This is a genomic window from Mycobacterium sp. E342 (genome assembly GCF_001667665.1).
Lineage (GTDB): Bacteria > Actinomycetota > Actinomycetes > Mycobacteriales > Mycobacteriaceae > Mycobacterium.
In genome coordinates, this window is record NZ_LZJM01000279.1 from 1 (window position 1) to 16,425 (window position 16,425).

Sequence of the window (16,425 nt, forward strand, 5' to 3'; positions counted from 1 at the left end):
GCACATCGTGGATGACTCGGGTGCCCGCGCCGCCATCGTGCACGGCGACCAATTCGACAGGTTCGCCGTCCCGCTGGATACCTTGGACCCGTTCATGATTGGCAACGACTACGAGCGCCGCCTGGCCAACGCGTCCCCTGCCGCACCGCCATGCGCGACGTCGCCCGACGATATGGCCGTCATCCTCTACACCAGCGGGACGGCGAACCTGTCGAATTGGTCGCCGTGCACGATGGCGGCGCGGGCACCCGAGTCATCCACGATGTGCACGACCTCGTCAGGGGCGAGCCGGATGTTGACGGGGATGGCGACGAGCCCCGCATACGACAGACCGAAGGAGATCTCTGGCCATTCGATGCAGTTCCGGGCGATGACGACGACGCGGTCGCCGGCCTGAAGACCCCGATCGAGCAGGACGTTAGCCAGTCGGCGGGCACGGTCGTCCAGCTGCGACCAGGAATGCCGCCGGTCACCATCGATTAAGGCGATCTTGTTGGGGTAGCGGCGGGCGTTGTTGGCGGCGATGTCGTGGATGAGCAGCAACGTTTCCCCTAGATCAGGAAAGCCAGCGTGTCGACGGGCCCGCTCGCGTCGATGAGGTGGACGATCTTTCGGACCAGCCACAGCTCGCCATCGGCGTCCGCGCGCCTGACGGTATGCACCACCCGGCCCGCCCAGACACGCTGTCGCACACGGTATTCGAACAAGGCGAAGTTCGACTCCACGGTTATGGTGTCAGCGCTCGAGCCGACGACCTCGGAGTTCGACAGCAGCCGGCGCAGGTGTGACGGTGGGACCTGCGAGTGCCGGTTTCCGGTGTTCAATTGCGCGACGCGGCTTTTGATGCGCCGCCGGTTGTCGTTGATGTAGGCCAACGATGTGCGCGGATCGTCGTCGGGATTCATCGGTACTCGGTATTCGGCGTCGTCGGCCCACAGCGACTCCCAATCCGAGTACCGGCCTTCGTCGGCCAGTCTTGACTCGAGGTAGAGAAACGACAGGATGTCGGAATCGGGTACGGGGCGCATCGCGGCCGCGATCGCGGCGGAGCGATCGCCGGTAGCGGTGTCGGCTTTCGTGCTCACGAGGCTGCTCCGCTGACGACCTGCGCCCAGCGAGCGTAGAAGCCCCGCTGCGGCGTCTCTGCGCTCTTGTCCGAGTTGACCGTTCCCGTCTCGTCGACGACGTCGGTGGTCACCCCTCGGGACAGCACCAGCCACTCCGGCGTCGTCGCGGCCAGCCCGGCCTGGTTGCGCATCCCGATCTCGCCGTCGTCGGCGATCAGGAACCCGGCCGGGCCCATGGCGCCCTCGGCGCGGCGCATGGTGCGCTGGTTGAGGTTGTCATGGCCCGGAATAAGCACTGCGGTGGTGTAGGCCACGGTGCGGTTGACGGCCTGCGGTTCGACGAACATGACGTTCATCTCGGCGAGAAAGAGGTTGGGCCAAATTAGCGTGTGCGGGGGTCCCACCACGAGGGCGTCGTGGGTCTGGTCGGGTCCGTAGGCGCGCTCGAGGGCATCGACATAGCCAGCCAGCTTGGCCCGGGGGATGCGCCCGTACCAGACGAATTCCTCGTCCAGTTTGCGGTATTCGTCGGAATAGTCGATCTCCGAATGCCCGTTGCCCATGTCGCGGACGACGACGTCGACTTTGGTCGGTACGTGCGACACCTTGGCGGGGCGAATCGCGTCGTACACCGATGCGTGGGTGAACAGGGCGTGGTAGCCATCAACGTTGTTTTCCACCACCATCTTCCAGTTGGCGTGGTGGAGATGCTTCATCCAGTTGGCCCGCAGATCGATGCGGCGGGTGGGGGACAGGTTCAGCAACCTGTCGATGGCGTGCGTGGCGTTGCCGAGGTGCTCGGCCAGCGTCGGTCCGTCCGCGCTCAACGACGCGAAGATGAATCCGCCGTAGCTGTCCACCCGGGGGGTGAGGGCCAGGCCGAGCTCGCCGCGTACCTGTTCGAAAGCATCGCCGTAGGCCTCGCGCATGGGGACGCCGCTGAGCTCGCCGGTGTTCTTGAAAGTCCAGCCGTGGTAGGGGCAGCGAAACGCGTTGGCATTCCCCTTGTCTGCGTTGCATAACCGGTTGGCTCTGTGGCTGCAGCGATTGAGCAGTACTCGGACCACGCCGTCGCGGCCGCGCACGACGATCACTGGGTCGGTGCCAATCATTCGCGTGAGGTAGTCACCGGGTTCGCTCACTTCACTGTCGTGGGCGACGTAAACCCATCCCATGCGGAAGATGGTGTCCATTTCGCGCTGGAAGATGGCCGGCGAGGTGTAGACCGATCCGTGCACTCGGTCTGGTCGCACGACGTCGGCGATGTCGTCATGGGGCGTGGGTGTGGGCTGCTTTGATTTCTCGACTGTCGTCACGACGATCCTTTGCTGTACTCGATGGCCGGGATGGTGGTCGCTCCAAGGCGTCTGAAGCTCAGGAAGACCTTGGTTCCGATCGGGGGGGCAGCGGGGCAGGGCGTCGCGGTCGTGACCACGATGCGGTGACCGCTGGCGAGTTCGACGTCGACGATCGGATACGGGCGCTCGGCAACGACTAGCCCGCGTTCGTGCCGATGCATCATGGTGGCGGCGTGGACCTTGCCGACCGCTTCGACTTCGCGCCACAGCACTTCGAGTGCGCCGCAGCCGTCGCACCGCTGTTGCTCGAGCTCAAGCGCCAAATCGCAATGCGCACAAAAAGGCATTGCCAGCACCCCGTGCGCGGCGAAGTCGTACAACGGCTGGAGGGGATCGCCCTGCACTTGGGGCGCCACTGATTCTGCGAGTAACCAGTCGGCTGCGCAGTGCGCGGCTGTCGGGTCCACGGAGGTGTCCGGAATACTCACGCAGCACGCTCCAGGACTACCACCGCGTGGTGGTCCATTCGCCCGCCAAGCCCGCTGACCAGTGCGGTGGACGCATCCGAAACCTGGCGAGCACCGCCCAGTCCGCGCAGCTGCAGGATGGCTTCGGCGAGCGGTGTCATGCCCTGGAGGTAGAAACCGGCCAGCTGGCCTCCGCCGGTGTTGACAGGCCGATCGCCGCCCGGCCCGATGCGGCCTTCCTGGACGAATGCGCCGACGGGCGCGTCGTTGGTCAACCCGTATTCGGCGAGCAGGATGAGTGTCACGATCGAGAACGGGTCGTAGAGTTCGACGACGTCGATGTCCGACCTGGCCATGCCGGCCTGCGCCAATGCGGTGTTCACGGCGCTCCGTCCACCGCCGAACCATGACTCCGCCCCAGCGCGCCTGCGCCGCACGGGGTGCGACCGGCCGAATCCGCGCAGTCGAATCCTATTGTGGCCCAAGGCCGTGTCACCAGTCACTACCACGGCGACGGCACCGTTGACTGGGCGGGCGCAATCCGGGCGGCGGAGCGGCTCGGCGATCATCGGGGCGGCGTGGTAACTGTCAGCATCCAGCGGACTGCGATCCACGGCATCGGGATTGCCGGCTGCCCAGCGGCGTGCCGTGACGGCGACCGTGCACAAATCCATCGCAGACCCACCCATGACGTGGAACCAGCGCTGGGCCAGCAGCGCATAGGTCGGTACCGAGCCAAGCAGTCCCGACGCCCGCTCCAGGCCTCGGGTGCCGCTGTGGCCGCCGCTGTGGGCGTAGGTCGAACCGGAACCGCGTCCTGCAACGATCGGGGCGTCGGCGAATACGCAGACGACGGTGTGCGCCTCACCGGAGGTGATCGCGTAGTGGGCTCGCTGCAGCATGGCCAGGGTGGTGGCGCCCTTGATCTCGAGGTGCTCGAGCAATCGCAGGTCGACAAGTCCCGCGGTGGCAGCCAGCCCGACCCCCACCCGCTCGGGTCGCACGCCCTGGGAGGAGGCCACCAGAAGGCCGTCCACATCGGCATGGCTGATGCTCGCGTCGCGCAGCGCTGCGACGATCGCGTCGCATGCCAGGCGCGCGGGAGTCGCGCCGGGTCGCAAGGACATCGGCGTCATGCCCAGACCCGCAATGTCGACGTCGGTGCCCATTAGCCCGCGCTGTACTTGCGTTCTGCGCGGTAGGTGCCCACGTGCAGCCACCGCTCGCGATCGCTTTCGGTGGACCGCGTCATGCTGGCCAACTCCAAAGGGCATAAGAACACCAGATCCCCGCTGTCGAGATCTTCGATCGCCAGCCGGTCACCGTTGCCGTTCGAATCCAGCCACAGGCGCACCCCGGCGAACTCATTGACCACGTCGGCTAGTGGTTTGCGGCGACCGGGCGCTGGATGCGGGACGTCTGCCTGCGCATCCTTGTCGCCGCTCATCGATACCGCTTCTTTCGACTCGTCTGGATCAGGGGTCACCCCAGTATTACCGCATAGCACTGTCAGAATCAACGCTGGGCGTGTGGGAGGGCGTCATTGCGCTTCACCGGCTTGGACATGCAGACTATCGGTACCAATGTTTGGTGATTGAGTAGTGACAATAATGTCAGAAATGTATAGATGAGGGAGCCCGTCCCAGTGACACAACCCGCCACGGTTGGACCCGCCGCGTCCGAAGAGGCCTACCGCAGCATCTGGATGTACCTCAAGCAATTGTCGTTTTCCCAGCGCTATCTGACGGTGCCTGTCAACGGGCAGGTGGTGCGCACGCGGGTGGCCGAAGCCGGCGATCCGGCGATGCCGCACGTGGTCCTCCTGCACGGCACCGGTGGTCACTGGGAAACCTTCGCGCCCAATCTTGGCGAGCTGTCTGTGCACTTTCATTGCATCGCGCTGGACATGGTCGGTAACGGGTTCACCGAGAAGCCGGATTTCGACTACGAGATCCCCGTCTACGTCGAACATGTGCTTGCGGTGATGGACGCGCTCGGCATCGAGCGGGCGCACCTGGTGGCGATGTCGCTCGGGGCGTGGGTGGCCGCGGCCATCGCGGTTCGCTATCCGGAGCGGGCCGACCGGCTGATCCTGATGTCGCCGGCCGGTAAGGAGGCGTCGGCGACCAATATGGCCCGTATCCGCGCCGAGCGGACCAAGGCGGTCAACGAGCCCACGTGGGAGTCGCTGCACGCGGTATTCGCGCATCTGATTGCCGATGAGCGCAACCGGCTGCCTGATCTCATCGGGCTGCGGCAGGCGATCTACCAACGTGAGGACACCCGGGCCAGCATCGATCATCTGCTGATCCTGCAGGATCCGGATGCACGAGACCGTAATCTGATTGCGGAGGCGGATTGGCGATCGATCAGCTCGCCGGTCACGGTGGTTGCCTCGGGGCGCGACCACGGCGTGTATCAGGAAACCGCTACTTCGATCGCGGCACTGATCCCCGATGCCAGGATTTTGGAGATGCCCGAGGTACGTCATTGGCCACACTTTGAGGACCCGGACATGTTCAACGCCGCGGCTGTCGCGTTCCTCGCCGGCCGATGACTCGGCCGTCGCCCGCCGATATCGATGTCCTCGCTGCGGAATTGCACCGTGCTGAGCGCGAACGCCGCACGATTTCTCAGCTGTCGCTGAGGTATCCCGAGATGACGGTTGAGGACGCCTACGCGGTGCAGCGGGCACTGGTTGGACTGAAGGTTGCTGATGGTCGAGTCATTAAGGGCCGCAAGGTAGGTCTGACCTCTAAGACTATGCAGCGGGCGGTGTCGATTGACGAGCCCGACTTCGGCGCGCTCTTTGATGATATGTTCTTCGCCGACGGCGGGCGGGTACCGCTGGGCAGATTTATCCGCCCACGAATCGAGGTCGAACTGGCCTTCGTGCTGGGGCACGCACTGCGTGGTCCCGACGTTACGGCGGCTGACGTAGTGGCGGCCACCGACCACGTCGTGCCGGCTATGGAGATCCTTGACGCCCGGGTGGATATGACCGACCGCGACACCGGGCACCGGCGCACGATCGTCGATACGATAGCCGATAACGCCGCCAATGCGGGATTGGTCCTGGGTTCTCAGGCGGCGTGTCCTGCGGAGCTGGACTTGCGCTGGGTGCCGGCGCTGCTGTTGCGCAACGGTGTCATCGAAGAGTCCGGGGTATCGGCGGCGGTGCTGGACAACCCGGCTCACGCGGTCGCGTGGTTGGCCAATCGCATTGCCGGATATGGAATCTCGCTGTCTGGGGGTGATGTCGTGCTATCAGGGTCGTTCACCGCGGCCATTTTTGCCGACCCTGGCGACGAATTTGTCGCCGACTTCGGGGAGCTGGGAACGGTGTCGATCACGTTCGCGGAGCTGTGACGATGAACAGTCAGTGGACGCAGCGCATGCGTAGCGGGACCCGACAGATCGGCATGTGGGTGGCGTCGGGCAGCCCGTATGTCACCGAGATCTGCGTGGGCTCGGGGGTGGACTGGGTGTTGCTCGATCAGGAACACGCCCCCAACGATTTGCGCAGTACGCTCGCTCAATTGCAGGCCGCCGCTGGGTATCCGGATACCGAGGTGGTGGTTCGGCCGCCCGTTGCTGATCCGGTCGTGATCAAACAGCTGCTGGACATCGGAGCGTGCAATCTGATGTTGCCGATGATCGATTCCGCGGAACAGGCTTTGGCCGCGGTGGCTGCGACTCGTTATCCGCCGGTGGGCATTCGAGGAGTAGGCAGTGCGTTGGCGCGGGCGTCGCGGTGGAATCGCCGGACAGATTACCTGCGCACGGCTGATCGCGATGTCTCGGTGACGGTCCAGGTCGAGTCCGACCGTGGCCTTGCTGCGCTTCCGCAGATCGTTGCCGTCGAAGGTGTGGATGCCGTGTTCATCGGCCCGGCCGATCTGGCGGCGGCACTGGGCCACCTGGGCGACCCCGAGCATCCCGAGGTGGTGGCCGCCGTGGAACGTGCCCTCGTGATCATCGCGGCGGCCGGAAAACCTGCAGGTGTCAACGCATTTAACGAAGTTCTTGCCCGCCGATATCTTGCCGGGGGGGCGAGCTTTCTGCTTGTGGGCGCCGACGTCACGTTGTTGGCGCGCGGTGCGGAGCGGCTTGTCGATACTTACGAAGAGGTGCGTGAGGCGCCCACTGGCTCTGCGGAGGTGTGGCGGTGAGCCGCGCTGTTGCCATTGCCGGGGTGGCACTGTCGGAACTGGGTACCGTCGGTGACCGCAGCCCCTATGACTTGATCGCGCAAGCGAGTCGGCGCGCGCTGGACGATGCGGGGCTAACTGCCGCTGACATTGACGGGCTGGCCTCCACTGGGCAGGGAATGTTGGCTCCCGTCGAGGTGGCCGATTATTTGGGGCTGCGACCGACATGGCTGGATTCGACGTCGGTGGGCGGTGCGGCCTGGGAGGTGATGGCATCGCATGCAGCCGATGCGATCGCCGCCGGTCACGTCGACGTCGTGCTGCTCACCTACGGGTCAACTGCCCGTTCGGATCTGCGACGCGGGTTGCGTGGGGCCGGAATCGCGTGGGGCGCCCGCGGCCCGATGCAGTGGGAGGCGCCGTATGGGCACACGCTGATCTCGAAGTACGCCATGGCCGCTCGCCGGCATATGCACCAGTACGGCACCACCATCGAGCAACTTGCGGAGGTCGCGGTGTCCGCGCGGACGAACGCCGCGCTCAATCCGGAGGCTTTCTACCGGGATCCGATCACGATCGACGACGTGTTGGGCGGTCCGATGATTGCCGATCCGTTCACCAAACTGCACTGCTGCATCCGCAGTGACGGCGCGGCGGCGGTGGTCTTGGTCGGTGCGGACCGGGCCAGGGACCTGCCGCGCGATCCGGTGTGGATACTGGGCTCGGCGGAGACGACGTCGCACATGCTGACCTCGCAATGGGATGACCTGACTGTGGGACCCGCCGCTGTCAGCGGCCCGCTGGCGTTTCAACGCGCCGGCGTGCGTCCGGACGAGATTGACGTGGCCACGATCTACGACGCCTTCACCTACATGGCACTGCTCACGCTGGAGGATCTCGGGTTCTGCGCGAAGGGCGATGGCGGTCCGTTCGTCGAGTCCGGTGCGTTGCGGCTTGGTGGCGCCTTGCCGACGAACCCCGACGGCGGCGGATTGTCGGCGTGTCACCCGGGCCAACGCGGGCTTTTCCTCCTGGTGGAGGCGGCCCGGCAGTTACGTGGAGACTGTGGTCCGCGCCAAGTTCCGGACGCGACGCTGGCCTGCGTGAGCGCGACCGGCGGCTGGTTTTGCTCCAGCGGCACGATGATCCTTGGTCGTGGAGCACCCTAGCCTGATGGCCGTCCCACCCCTGAACCCCGACGAATTCGCCGGTACCGCTGAATTATTCGCGGCCGCCGCGCAAGCATATGGCGACCGGATCGCCTACGTCGACCGCGGCGACCGGATCGGCTTCGCCGAGTGGTACCGGCGGTCCCAGACGGTGGCAGCGCAGATGCGCAGGCGCGGGGTGGGTGCCGGTGAGGTCGTCGCGTTGTTGTTGCCGTCGGGTATCGACTACGCGGTGTGCTACGGCGCCGCCGCGCTGCTCGGCGCGATCACCACCGGTGTCAATCCGCGGCTGGGCCCCTACGAAGTCATCGGGATCCTCGCGCGGGCGGACCCGGCGTTGGTGGTGGTCGACGAGGCTACGGCAAAAGCCGAGCTCGCCGGCTGCCCAACGTTGCGCCGTGCCGAACTGGCGTCTGGTGTCGGCGCGGTGGTCCCGCCGGCTCCGACAACGCGCAGTGATCCTGTGGCACTTATTTTCTCGAGCGGAACGACTGGGCAGCCTAAGGGTGCGATCTTTGACGCTGACAATCTCGCGGCCGGGGCCCTCGCATCGGGGGTGATGAGCGAGCCCTTCGACCGGCGGCTCACCTCGACGCCGTTTTCGCACGCGGGCTACATGTTCAAGTTATGGGATCAGCTCGTGTGGGGTTCGACTCTGGTCATCCCGGATACGCCGTGGTCGGTGCAGTCGATGGTGGCTCGGCTGACCGAGGAGCGGATCACGGTCGCCGGCGCGGTGCCCACCCAGTGGGAGAAGCTTTTAGATAGCGATGTCAGCCGAGAGTCGCTGAGCCATTTGCGAATTGGCGTGGTTGCCAGTGCTCCGGCTTCACCCGAGCTCGTCCGGCGGGTCGGCGAGCGGATTGGCGTTCCGCTCGTGGTGCGGTACGCGATGACGGAATGCCCGACGATCAGCGGCACCGATCCCGACGATCCGCCCGATCTGCTGTGCACGACGGTGGGCCGACCGGCCCCGGGGATGGCGGTCCGGATCAACGACGGATTGGTGGAGGTCAGCGGTCCGTGCGTGATGCGTGGATATTGGCGCCAACCTGACTTGACGGCCGAGACCGTACGGGACGGATGGTTGCGGACCGGGGATGTCGGCGAGATCGGAGAGGACGGCTGTCTGCGCCTGCTGGGCAGGAGCGGCGATATGTACATTCGCGGCGGATTCAACGTGCACCCGTTGGAGGTCGAACGGGTGTTGGCCAGGCATCCTGGCGTCGCGCGCGTCGCGGTGGTGTCGCGGCCGGCCCCTGTTATCGGCGAGATCGGTGTGGCCTTCGTCGTGCCGGCGGGAGAACCGCCTTCGCTTTTCGATGTTCGCGGTTGGGTGTCGGACCGACTCGCCGACTACAAGGCTCCCGACGAACTCGTCATCGTCGACGAACTGCCGCTGACGGCGATGTTCAAACCTGATCGCGCCGCACTGCGGCGGCGGCTCGAGGCGGCGTCGGGTGCCCGCGGTGGCCCGGGTCAGCGAAGGTGAAGAACGGGAAGTGCTGTTCGACCGGATCGGACGTAGCCACCCGCACTTGCACGGGTATCGGGACAGTGCGGCGAAATTGGGCCGGGAGCTGCCTTTGGTCGTGATCACACCACGGCCATCGCAGTGGTGACGGAGCGGTGTTCTGGCGGAATTTGCGCACTCGGGGTGTGGGTCACCCGCCCAGCCGCAGGCCGGTATTGCGCGTGCCGAAGATTTCGGTAGCGAAGATGGAGCCCAGTTTATCTGCGTCCCAACGCGTTCCGCCGTTGGAGGCCGCCGCGACCGGATGCCACCCCTTGAGCAGCTGCAGGTTCTCGCCCATCGCTCGGACCACCTGCCCGCTGACGTGCCCGGCCTGTGGGCTGGCCAGCCATGCCACCACGGGTGATGCCAGGGAGGGATCCTTGGGGTCGAATTCGTCCTCACCGCGTTCATCGGGCTCGATGGCCGGTGCCGCACCCGGCATGGACGCCGACATCCGCGTCCGTCCACCGGGGCTGATCACGTTGGCGGTGGCGCCGATCGAAGCCAGTTCCACGCTCAGCGTCTGGGTCAGCCCGACGATGGCCGACTTCGCCGCGCTATAGTTGGTCTGTCCGAAGTTGCCGTGCAGACCGGCGCCCGAAGTGGTGTTGATGATACGGCCGTACACCGGGCCCCCGGTCTCCTTGGACTCGGCCCGCCAGCGGCGTGCCACCGCCCGGCTCAGCAGCCAACTCCCGCGTACATGTACGCGCATCACCAGGTCGAAGTCCTCCGATGACATATTCCAAATCGCTTTGTCCCGAACGATTCCGGCGTTGTTCACCACGATGTCCAGTCGACCGTAGCGCTCATACACCCGGCTCACCGACTGGTCAACCGCGTTCTCGTCACCGACATCGGTGAAATCGGCGAACGCAGCTCCGCCGCGGTTCTTGATGATGTCGACAACCTCGTCGGCGATCTTGCCGGAACCCGTCCCGTCGAGGGTGGTCCCCAGATCGTTCACAATTACCGTGGCCCCATGCTTGGCAAGCTCCAGCGCGTGGCCGCGGCCTATGCCGTGGCCAGCCCCGGTGACGAGCGCGACCAGTCCATCCAGCAGGCGGCTCATTCGTTCTCCTCATCAGTGGTGTCGGGAATGAAGATCGTCAGGTATGGAGATTCGTCGTCGGCGCCGTCGACGGGCCGAAAGCCCGCAATCACCGCCATGCCGACCGACAGGGTGCCGGGGTCGAAGCCTTCGATCAGGGTCATCACGCGGGGCCCCTCCGCGAGTTCGACGATGGCCGCGACGTAGGGCACCCAGTCGCGAAACGGCGGCATGTCGTTGACGTGGATCGTCGAATAGGTGTAGATCGTGCCCTTACCACTTGCGGGTGTCGGGGCCACGTCGGGACTCCAGCAGCGCGGGCACAGTGGCCGCGGGTAGTGATGCACCGACGAGCAGGCCCGGCAGCGGGCGATGAGGAGCTCACCGCGGCGCGCACCCTCCCAATACGGTCGGCTCGTGCTGTCGATCATCGGAATGTCGTTGCGCGCCATCGGGTCACCACCCCGTGAACTGCGTCGGACGCCGCTCGACGAAGGCACGCACGCCCTCGGTGGAATCGTGCGAGTGCGATTGAATCTCCTGTGCCATCGCCTCGGTGACGAAGGCGGCTGAACGGTCGCAGTCCAGGGAGTCGTTGAGTAGGCGCTTGGTCAAAGCGATGGCACTTGTTGGGCCAGTTGCGCAGCGCCGCGCGAAATCTTCGATCGCAGCATCCAATTGGGACTCCGGAACGACGCGGTTCACCAGGCCGAGCGCAAGTGCCCCAAATGCTGAAAGCTGCTCGCCGAAGAACGCCAATTCCTTGGCCTTCTGCATCCCGATACGGCGGGGAAGCAGATAACACCCGCCGCCGTCAACAACGAGGCCGCGTTTGACGAACGCCTCGGCGAAATATGCTTGCTCTGTGGCGATGACCAGATCTGAGGCGTACACGAGGTGAGCGCCGAGGCCGGTCGCCGCGCCCTGCACCGCCGCGATGACCGGCTTCTGGCAGTCCAGTACGCTGGCGACCAATCGCTGGGCTCCTGTCATGATCCTGCGCATCGGATCGAGCACCCGTTTGGGCGATTCGTCGCGTCGTTTGGCGAGAGCGGCGACATCGGCGCCAGCGCAGAAGTGCTTGCCGACGGCCCGCACCACGACGACCCGGATGAGCTCGTCTGCATCGGCGTTGTGCAGCAGCGCGATCAGTTGATCGCGATCCTCTGGGCGGAGCGCGTTGGCCGCTTTCGGCCGGTTGAGGGTGATCGTCAGGACGCCGTCGGAGGAATCACTCAGAATTCCGCTCATCACCGATCCTCCCTGCCGGCCGGAAACACAAGCACGCCACGCACGTTAGCGCCCGACCGAAGGTCGTCGAACGCCTCGTTCACCCCATCGAGCGGGTATTCCCGTGTAACCATCGCATCCAGATCGACCTGCCCCTGCGAGGCGAGTTCGAGGATCTTGGGTATGTCCGCTCGCGGGTTGCCCGAGCCGTAAAGCGTTCCGACGAGCTGCTTTTCGGTCAGCGTCAGATCCATGAAGTTGGCCGTGATCGACCGGTCAAGCATCGGGTGAATGTTGGTGATCACCACGCGTCCTCGTTTGGCGGTCATCGACAGCGCCTTGCCTACCAACTCGCCGTCACCAACGCCCATCGCGCAGATGAATCGGTCGACTCCACGGTCCCACGTCGCCGCTGCCACAACCGATGTCGCGTCATCCCAATTGAGGCTGGTATGGGTGGCGCCCATCGTCACTGCGGTGCAGCACTTGGTCTCGGACGGGTCGATTACGACGATGGCGCGGGCCCCGGCGAGCTTAGCGCCTTGAACGGCGGCCGCGCCAATGCCCCCGAAGCCGGCGACCGCCACGGTATCGCCCGGGCGGACGTCGGCCGCGTACACCGCCGAACCCCACCCCGTGACGAAGCCGCACCCCAGCAGACATGCCCTAGTCAGTGAGACATGGGGATCGACCTTGACGCAGCTAGCCTCGTTCACCACGGTGTGGTGCGCGAACGACCCGACACTGCACGCTAGGGCGAGGTCGACATCGCCGAGGTGATGGCGGGAGGTGTTGTCGTGCAGCTGGGTGCCCAGATACATCCGGGCTCCCAGGTCGCACAGGCTTTGATGACCCGTCGAACATGAGTGGCAGCGGCCGCAAGAGGGGACGAAGCTGAAGACCACATGATCGCCCGGTTGCAGCCACGTCACGTGTTCGCCGACCTCGCGCACGACACCGGCGCCCTCGTGACCTCCGATGCACGGCAGCCGCAGCGGCATGTCTCCGGTGACCAGATGCTCGTCCGAGTGGCAGATTCCCGAGGCGTGCATCTCGACGAGCACCTCGGGCGCCTTGGGCGGATCCAATTCGATCGTTTCGACGATCCATGGCTTCCCGCGTTCGCTCAGAACGGCGGCGTGTGTGTGCACCCTGGGTCCCTCCTGGGGCTGCGCGGCTGCCGGACGGGCCGACGATGACGACTTACCTGATTGGTCGGGCCAATTCTGGCATCACTGTATTGCTATTACAACTACGTGTACTGCTGATACTGGCTTGACATCAAACCTATTTCTGACAGTATTGACTACTATGGTCAACGCTGCCAACGTCGCAGAACCGGCTCCTGTCGGCACGGTGAGCCAGGCGTGGGAGATGGTCGTGGAGCGGGGCAAGCTGAACGAGTTCGCGACCGCGATGCAATCAGACCACCCCGCGTACCGCGGGCCCGATGCAGTGATAACGCCGACATTCCTCATCTCGGCGGCGCGCTGGGCGCCCGCGGGTAGCCGGGTGGCCGTCGGCTTCAACCGCAAGCGGCTGCTGCACGGTGAGCAGGAGTACACCTTTCATGGCGCGCTGCCGCGCGCGGGTGATGTGCTGACAGTGTGCGAACGGGTGGCCGACCGGTTCGAGAAGCCCGGAAAACGCGGCGGAGCCATGCGTTTCGCGGTTGTCCTCACCGAATTCCGTCGATCTGACGGCACGCTGGTGGCGGAAGCCAAGGCAACCTACATCGAACGCGAGGCCGGCGCGTGATACCAGACTCGCCGGTACTGGCGACGCTCGCGCTGGGTGACGAGGCCCCGCCGCGGCAGTTCGGCCCGCTCTCCAAGGAGATGTTCGTGCGCTACGCCGGTGCTTCGGGTGACTTCAACCCGATGCACTACGACGACGATCTGGCGCGGTCGGCGGGATATCCGTCGGCATTCGGGCAGGGCATGTTCACCGCCGCGCTGCTCGCCACCTTCGTGACGGATTGGCTAGGGCCATGGCAACTGCAACGCTACGGTGTGCGATTCAGGGGACAGGTGTGGCCGGGTGACACGCTTACTTGCACCGGTCGCGTCACCGCCATCGACCATGACCGCAATCGGGTGACAGTCGAGATAAGCGTGATCCGGCCCGATGGCACCGTAGCGGTATCGGGTTCGGCGGACTACCTGCAGGCGCCGTGACGAATCGACGCCCCGCACCAGTGGGCGCTTCCGCCTAGACTGAACGACCATGTCCGGGGCCGAGGTCGTTCGTCGATCGAGTTACGGCCCGACCAGTCCGCGCATCGGCAGTCGCGGTGCCACGACCCGCAGACGCATCGCCGAGGTTTCCCTCGAGCTGTTCGGACGCATCGGCTATGTCGACACCTCTGTCGATGCTCTGGCCAGGGCGGCAGGCGTGTCGCGCGCCACCCTCTACCAATACTTCCGGGGTAAGGACGACATTTTCCTGGAGTTACTCGAGGAATGCCGCGAGGCGTTGTACCGGGTGTCGCGCCGAATCGGCCCGCTTGGCGCCGATGCGACTGGTTTCGACAATCTGCACTGGTGGTTGGGGGAGTGGAGCTGGGTCTTCGAGAAGTACTCGACGATGTTCATCCAATGGTCCGCCGTCGCGTCGATGGATCAGACCGCGCGCGACCAGATCACGCGGTCGATCCGTGGCTACAACCGCCTCATCGCCGCAAGGTTGAAGGCGTCCGAGATGGAGGGCCTCGATCCCGAGGCCGCGGCAATGATGATCACCGGGCTCGTCCACGACGTCAACCTGTTCGTTCACACCGGCCGCGCGTACGGGCGCAGCACGCAAGATGTCGTCGACACACTTTCGGTATTCCTGCAGTCGATGCTCTACCCGGCAACGCGGCCCGAGGTGTTGAGCGGTCTCGACCCGCCTGGTCGCACTGAACAGCGCGGGACGATTGCGTTCGCGCAGCCTGCGCTGCCCGACCTGACCGGCCTGTCCGTCGAAGACCGGATCGCGAAACTGAGCAAACGGTCGGCGCAAACGGTCGAGGGGCTGGTTCGCGCCGGGACCACGCGGTTTAACGCCTACGGGTATCGCCGGACATCGGTGGAGGACATCATCGATACGGCGCAAGTCGCTCGGGGAACGTTCTATAAATACTTCGCCGACAAGTTGGACATGCTCGTCGCTATCAGTGCCGATATGCGTGATCAGCTCGCCGCGATTGCGGGCGCGGCCGATGCGCTCGATCCGGTTACCGACCCCGAAGGTTTATTTGATTGGCTGATGCGCTCCTACGATTTCTACGAATGTCATTTCGGTTCCATCGAGGCGTGGAACGGCGGTGTCACAGATAGCCCGCTGATCGCCGCTATCGGACGCGCCAGCGAGGCCCACTTCGACTCCGCTGCTGCGACGATGCTGGCACGAGCCCCGCAGCATTACCCCTTCGATCCGGTGGTGTCGGCGCTGATTTTGCGGGCGTCATCCACCAGCGTGCTCAACAAGGCCAAGGAAATCCTGCATCCTGTTTCGGGTGAGGAGCTTGTGAGGTTGACGACCAGTTGTGTGCGGCGCGGATTCTTCGGTGAGTCAGGCTAAGCCGAGACCGCCACGGCCATGCCGGTAATCCATTCCGGCACTGGCTGATAGACAAGTGTGCGCAGCGGCTGGCCGCCGCCCGCTGCGGCTGCGGCCAGCCAGGTCCGCACCTCGTTGGCGCCCGATCCGCCACGTATACGCGCTGTATCGACCAAGTGGGTGAGCGCTTCGGGATCCCATCGCGCGAATGCGGCGAGCACTTCCTCGTCCCAGTCGGGACGGATCTTTTCGCGTGCGGCGGGCATGCCTTCGCTGATAAGCCGGCGACGCTCATCATCGGTGAGCTGATATGCATCGACATCGAGGCTGGGAGGCGAGTGCGATAGCCCTCCGGTACCGATCACCAACGCACGCAGGTGCTGCCGGTCAAGGAACTCGGCCACCGCCACACCGAAATCCAGCACTCGCGCGGCGGTGGGCAGCGGGGCGGTCGCACAGTTGATGGGTATCGGAATGACGGGCTTGGCGGCGACGTCGCCTAAGAGGTCTCGTAACGGTTGCGCGAAGGCGTGGTCCAGTGCGATGTCGCGGCAAACCGCCACGTCGAAATTCGCGCCGAGCAGGAACTCACAAGCAGCGAGGCCGACGTCGGTGGCGACGTCGAGCGTTCCACCGGGGTGCGGTCCCTCGGCGATGATCGTCGCGGAGAGCGCCACGGCGAACGTCGGCACGACGTGATTGAAGGCGCGGCGGTGGTCGCCGCCGAATACCACCACGACGTCGGGATCGAACCCCTGACACCGTTGCGCCGCATCGGCGAGCGCTGCACGAAACTCCGTCCCTTCGCGACGTTCGGTGTCGCGGTCCTTGCCGGGGCTGTGGCTGGCACACACGACGAGGCGGTCAGCCATGCGACAGCCCGTCGGAACGCAACCGCGGTCTAGAGTGCTATTGAGGATGCTCATTAACCCG

Annotated in this window: 18 protein-coding genes and 1 pseudogene; 8 read left to right on the forward strand and 11 right to left on the reverse strand. The window is 65.2% G+C overall.

The window, feature by feature from the left end; translation table 11 throughout:
• Positions 1-204: 204 nt before the first annotated feature.
• From A5692_RS22005 to A5692_RS22030, 6 genes and pseudogenes are all read right to left on the reverse strand, one after another.
• Positions 205-540, reverse strand: a pseudogene (locus A5692_RS22005) (AMP-binding protein); the annotation flags it as partial.
• Between the two features lie 11 nt (positions 541-551).
• Positions 552-1,028 carry an aromatic-ring-hydroxylating dioxygenase subunit beta gene (locus A5692_RS22010; protein WP_067926473.1) on the reverse strand — a complete coding sequence of 159 codons (477 nt, stop codon included), beginning with the start codon at positions 1,026-1,028 and terminating at the stop codon, positions 552-554.
• Positions 1,029-1,081: 53 nt separating this feature from the next.
• Positions 1,082-2,383: a Rieske 2Fe-2S domain-containing protein gene (locus A5692_RS22015; RefSeq protein ID WP_197509365.1), complete on the reverse strand. Its 1,302-nt coding sequence runs from the start codon at positions 2,381-2,383 to the stop codon at positions 1,082-1,084.
• Complete coding sequence (locus A5692_RS22020; protein ID WP_231984407.1) at positions 2,380-2,853, reverse strand: OB-fold domain-containing protein; 474 nt, start codon at positions 2,851-2,853, stop codon at positions 2,380-2,382. Before A5692_RS22020 ends, A5692_RS22015 begins: the two co-directional genes overlap by 4 nt.
• Positions 2,850-4,001, reverse strand: coding sequence for a thiolase family protein (locus tag A5692_RS22025; RefSeq protein ID WP_068059863.1), 1,152 nt, complete (start codon positions 3,999-4,001; stop codon positions 2,850-2,852). Before A5692_RS22025 ends, A5692_RS22020 begins: the two co-directional genes overlap by 4 nt.
• Positions 4,001-4,279: a hypothetical protein gene (locus tag A5692_RS22030; RefSeq protein ID WP_067926379.1), complete on the reverse strand. Its 279-nt coding sequence runs from the start codon at positions 4,277-4,279 to the stop codon at positions 4,001-4,003. Before A5692_RS22030 ends, A5692_RS22025 begins: the two co-directional genes overlap by 1 nt.
• Before the next feature lie 258 nt (positions 4,280-4,537).
• Between A5692_RS22030 and A5692_RS22035 the strand changes: the two genes are divergently transcribed.
• The 5 genes from A5692_RS22035 to A5692_RS22055 are packed head-to-tail and all read left to right on the forward strand — an operon-like array spanning position 4,538 to position 9,644.
• The gene (locus A5692_RS22035) at positions 4,538-5,389 is read left to right on the forward strand and encodes an alpha/beta fold hydrolase (RefSeq protein ID WP_231984412.1); all 852 of its coding nucleotides are present in this window, start codon (positions 4,538-4,540) and stop codon (positions 5,387-5,389) included.
• The gene (gene hpaH / locus A5692_RS22040; RefSeq protein WP_067926385.1) at positions 5,386-6,201 is read left to right on the forward strand and encodes a 2-oxo-hept-4-ene-1,7-dioate hydratase; all 816 of its coding nucleotides are present in this window, start codon (positions 5,386-5,388) and stop codon (positions 6,199-6,201) included. The genes A5692_RS22035 and hpaH overlap by 4 nt, the downstream gene beginning before the upstream one ends.
• 2 nt (positions 6,202-6,203) lie before the next feature.
• Positions 6,204-7,004: an aldolase/citrate lyase family protein gene (locus A5692_RS22045; protein ID WP_067926387.1), complete on the forward strand. Its 801-nt coding sequence runs from the start codon at positions 6,204-6,206 to the stop codon at positions 7,002-7,004.
• Positions 7,001-8,152: an acetyl-CoA acetyltransferase gene (locus A5692_RS22050; RefSeq protein WP_067926482.1), complete on the forward strand. Its 1,152-nt coding sequence runs from the start codon at positions 7,001-7,003 to the stop codon at positions 8,150-8,152. Before A5692_RS22045 ends, A5692_RS22050 begins: the two co-directional genes overlap by 4 nt.
• A 4-nt stretch (positions 8,153-8,156) precedes the next feature.
• Complete coding sequence (locus tag A5692_RS22055) at positions 8,157-9,644, forward strand: class I adenylate-forming enzyme family protein (RefSeq protein ID WP_067926390.1); 1,488 nt, start codon at positions 8,157-8,159, stop codon at positions 9,642-9,644.
• 172 nt (positions 9,645-9,816) lie between these two features.
• On the opposite strand, the gene A5692_RS22060 is transcribed toward A5692_RS22055, so the two are convergent.
• Genes A5692_RS22060 through A5692_RS22075 form a run of 4 tightly spaced genes read right to left on the reverse strand, consistent with a single transcriptional unit; the run spans position 9,817 to position 13,100 of the window.
• Positions 9,817-10,740 carry an SDR family NAD(P)-dependent oxidoreductase gene (locus A5692_RS22060; RefSeq protein WP_067926393.1) on the reverse strand — a complete coding sequence of 308 codons (924 nt, stop codon included), beginning with the start codon at positions 10,738-10,740 and terminating at the stop codon, positions 9,817-9,819.
• Positions 10,737-11,171: a Zn-ribbon domain-containing OB-fold protein gene (locus tag A5692_RS22065; RefSeq protein ID WP_067926396.1), complete on the reverse strand. Its 435-nt coding sequence runs from the start codon at positions 11,169-11,171 to the stop codon at positions 10,737-10,739. Before A5692_RS22065 ends, A5692_RS22060 begins: the two co-directional genes overlap by 4 nt.
• Positions 11,172-11,175: 4 nt before the next feature.
• Positions 11,176-11,970, reverse strand: a complete 795-nt coding sequence (locus A5692_RS22070; RefSeq protein WP_067926399.1) for an enoyl-CoA hydratase/isomerase family protein — start codon at positions 11,968-11,970, stop codon at positions 11,176-11,178.
• Positions 11,970-13,100, reverse strand: coding sequence for an NDMA-dependent alcohol dehydrogenase (locus A5692_RS22075; protein WP_067926402.1), 1,131 nt, complete (start codon positions 13,098-13,100; stop codon positions 11,970-11,972). Before A5692_RS22075 ends, A5692_RS22070 begins: the two co-directional genes overlap by 1 nt.
• Before the next feature lie 160 nt (positions 13,101-13,260).
• On the opposite strand from A5692_RS22075, the gene A5692_RS22080 reads away from it, so the two are divergent.
• From A5692_RS22080 to A5692_RS22090, 3 genes are read left to right on the forward strand one after another with little or no spacing between them, the layout of a single operon-like run.
• A complete protein-coding gene (locus tag A5692_RS22080) occupies positions 13,261-13,707 on the forward strand; it encodes a MaoC family dehydratase N-terminal domain-containing protein (protein WP_082962988.1) in 447 nt (148 codons plus the stop codon).
• Positions 13,704-14,126: a MaoC/PaaZ C-terminal domain-containing protein gene (locus tag A5692_RS22085; protein WP_067926405.1), complete on the forward strand. Its 423-nt coding sequence runs from the start codon at positions 13,704-13,706 to the stop codon at positions 14,124-14,126. The genes A5692_RS22080 and A5692_RS22085 overlap by 4 nt, the downstream gene beginning before the upstream one ends.
• Before the next feature lie 49 nt (positions 14,127-14,175).
• Entirely contained in the window at positions 14,176-15,513 is a 1,338-nt protein-coding gene (locus tag A5692_RS22090) for a TetR/AcrR family transcriptional regulator (RefSeq protein WP_067926408.1), read from the forward strand.
• On the opposite strand, the gene A5692_RS22095 is transcribed toward A5692_RS22090, so the two are convergent.
• Positions 15,510-16,364, reverse strand: a complete 855-nt coding sequence (locus A5692_RS22095; RefSeq protein WP_067926411.1) for a 3-carboxyethylcatechol 2,3-dioxygenase — start codon at positions 16,362-16,364, stop codon at positions 15,510-15,512. The genes A5692_RS22090 and A5692_RS22095 overlap by 4 nt on opposite strands.
• Between the last annotated feature and the right edge of the window lie 61 nt (positions 16,365-16,425).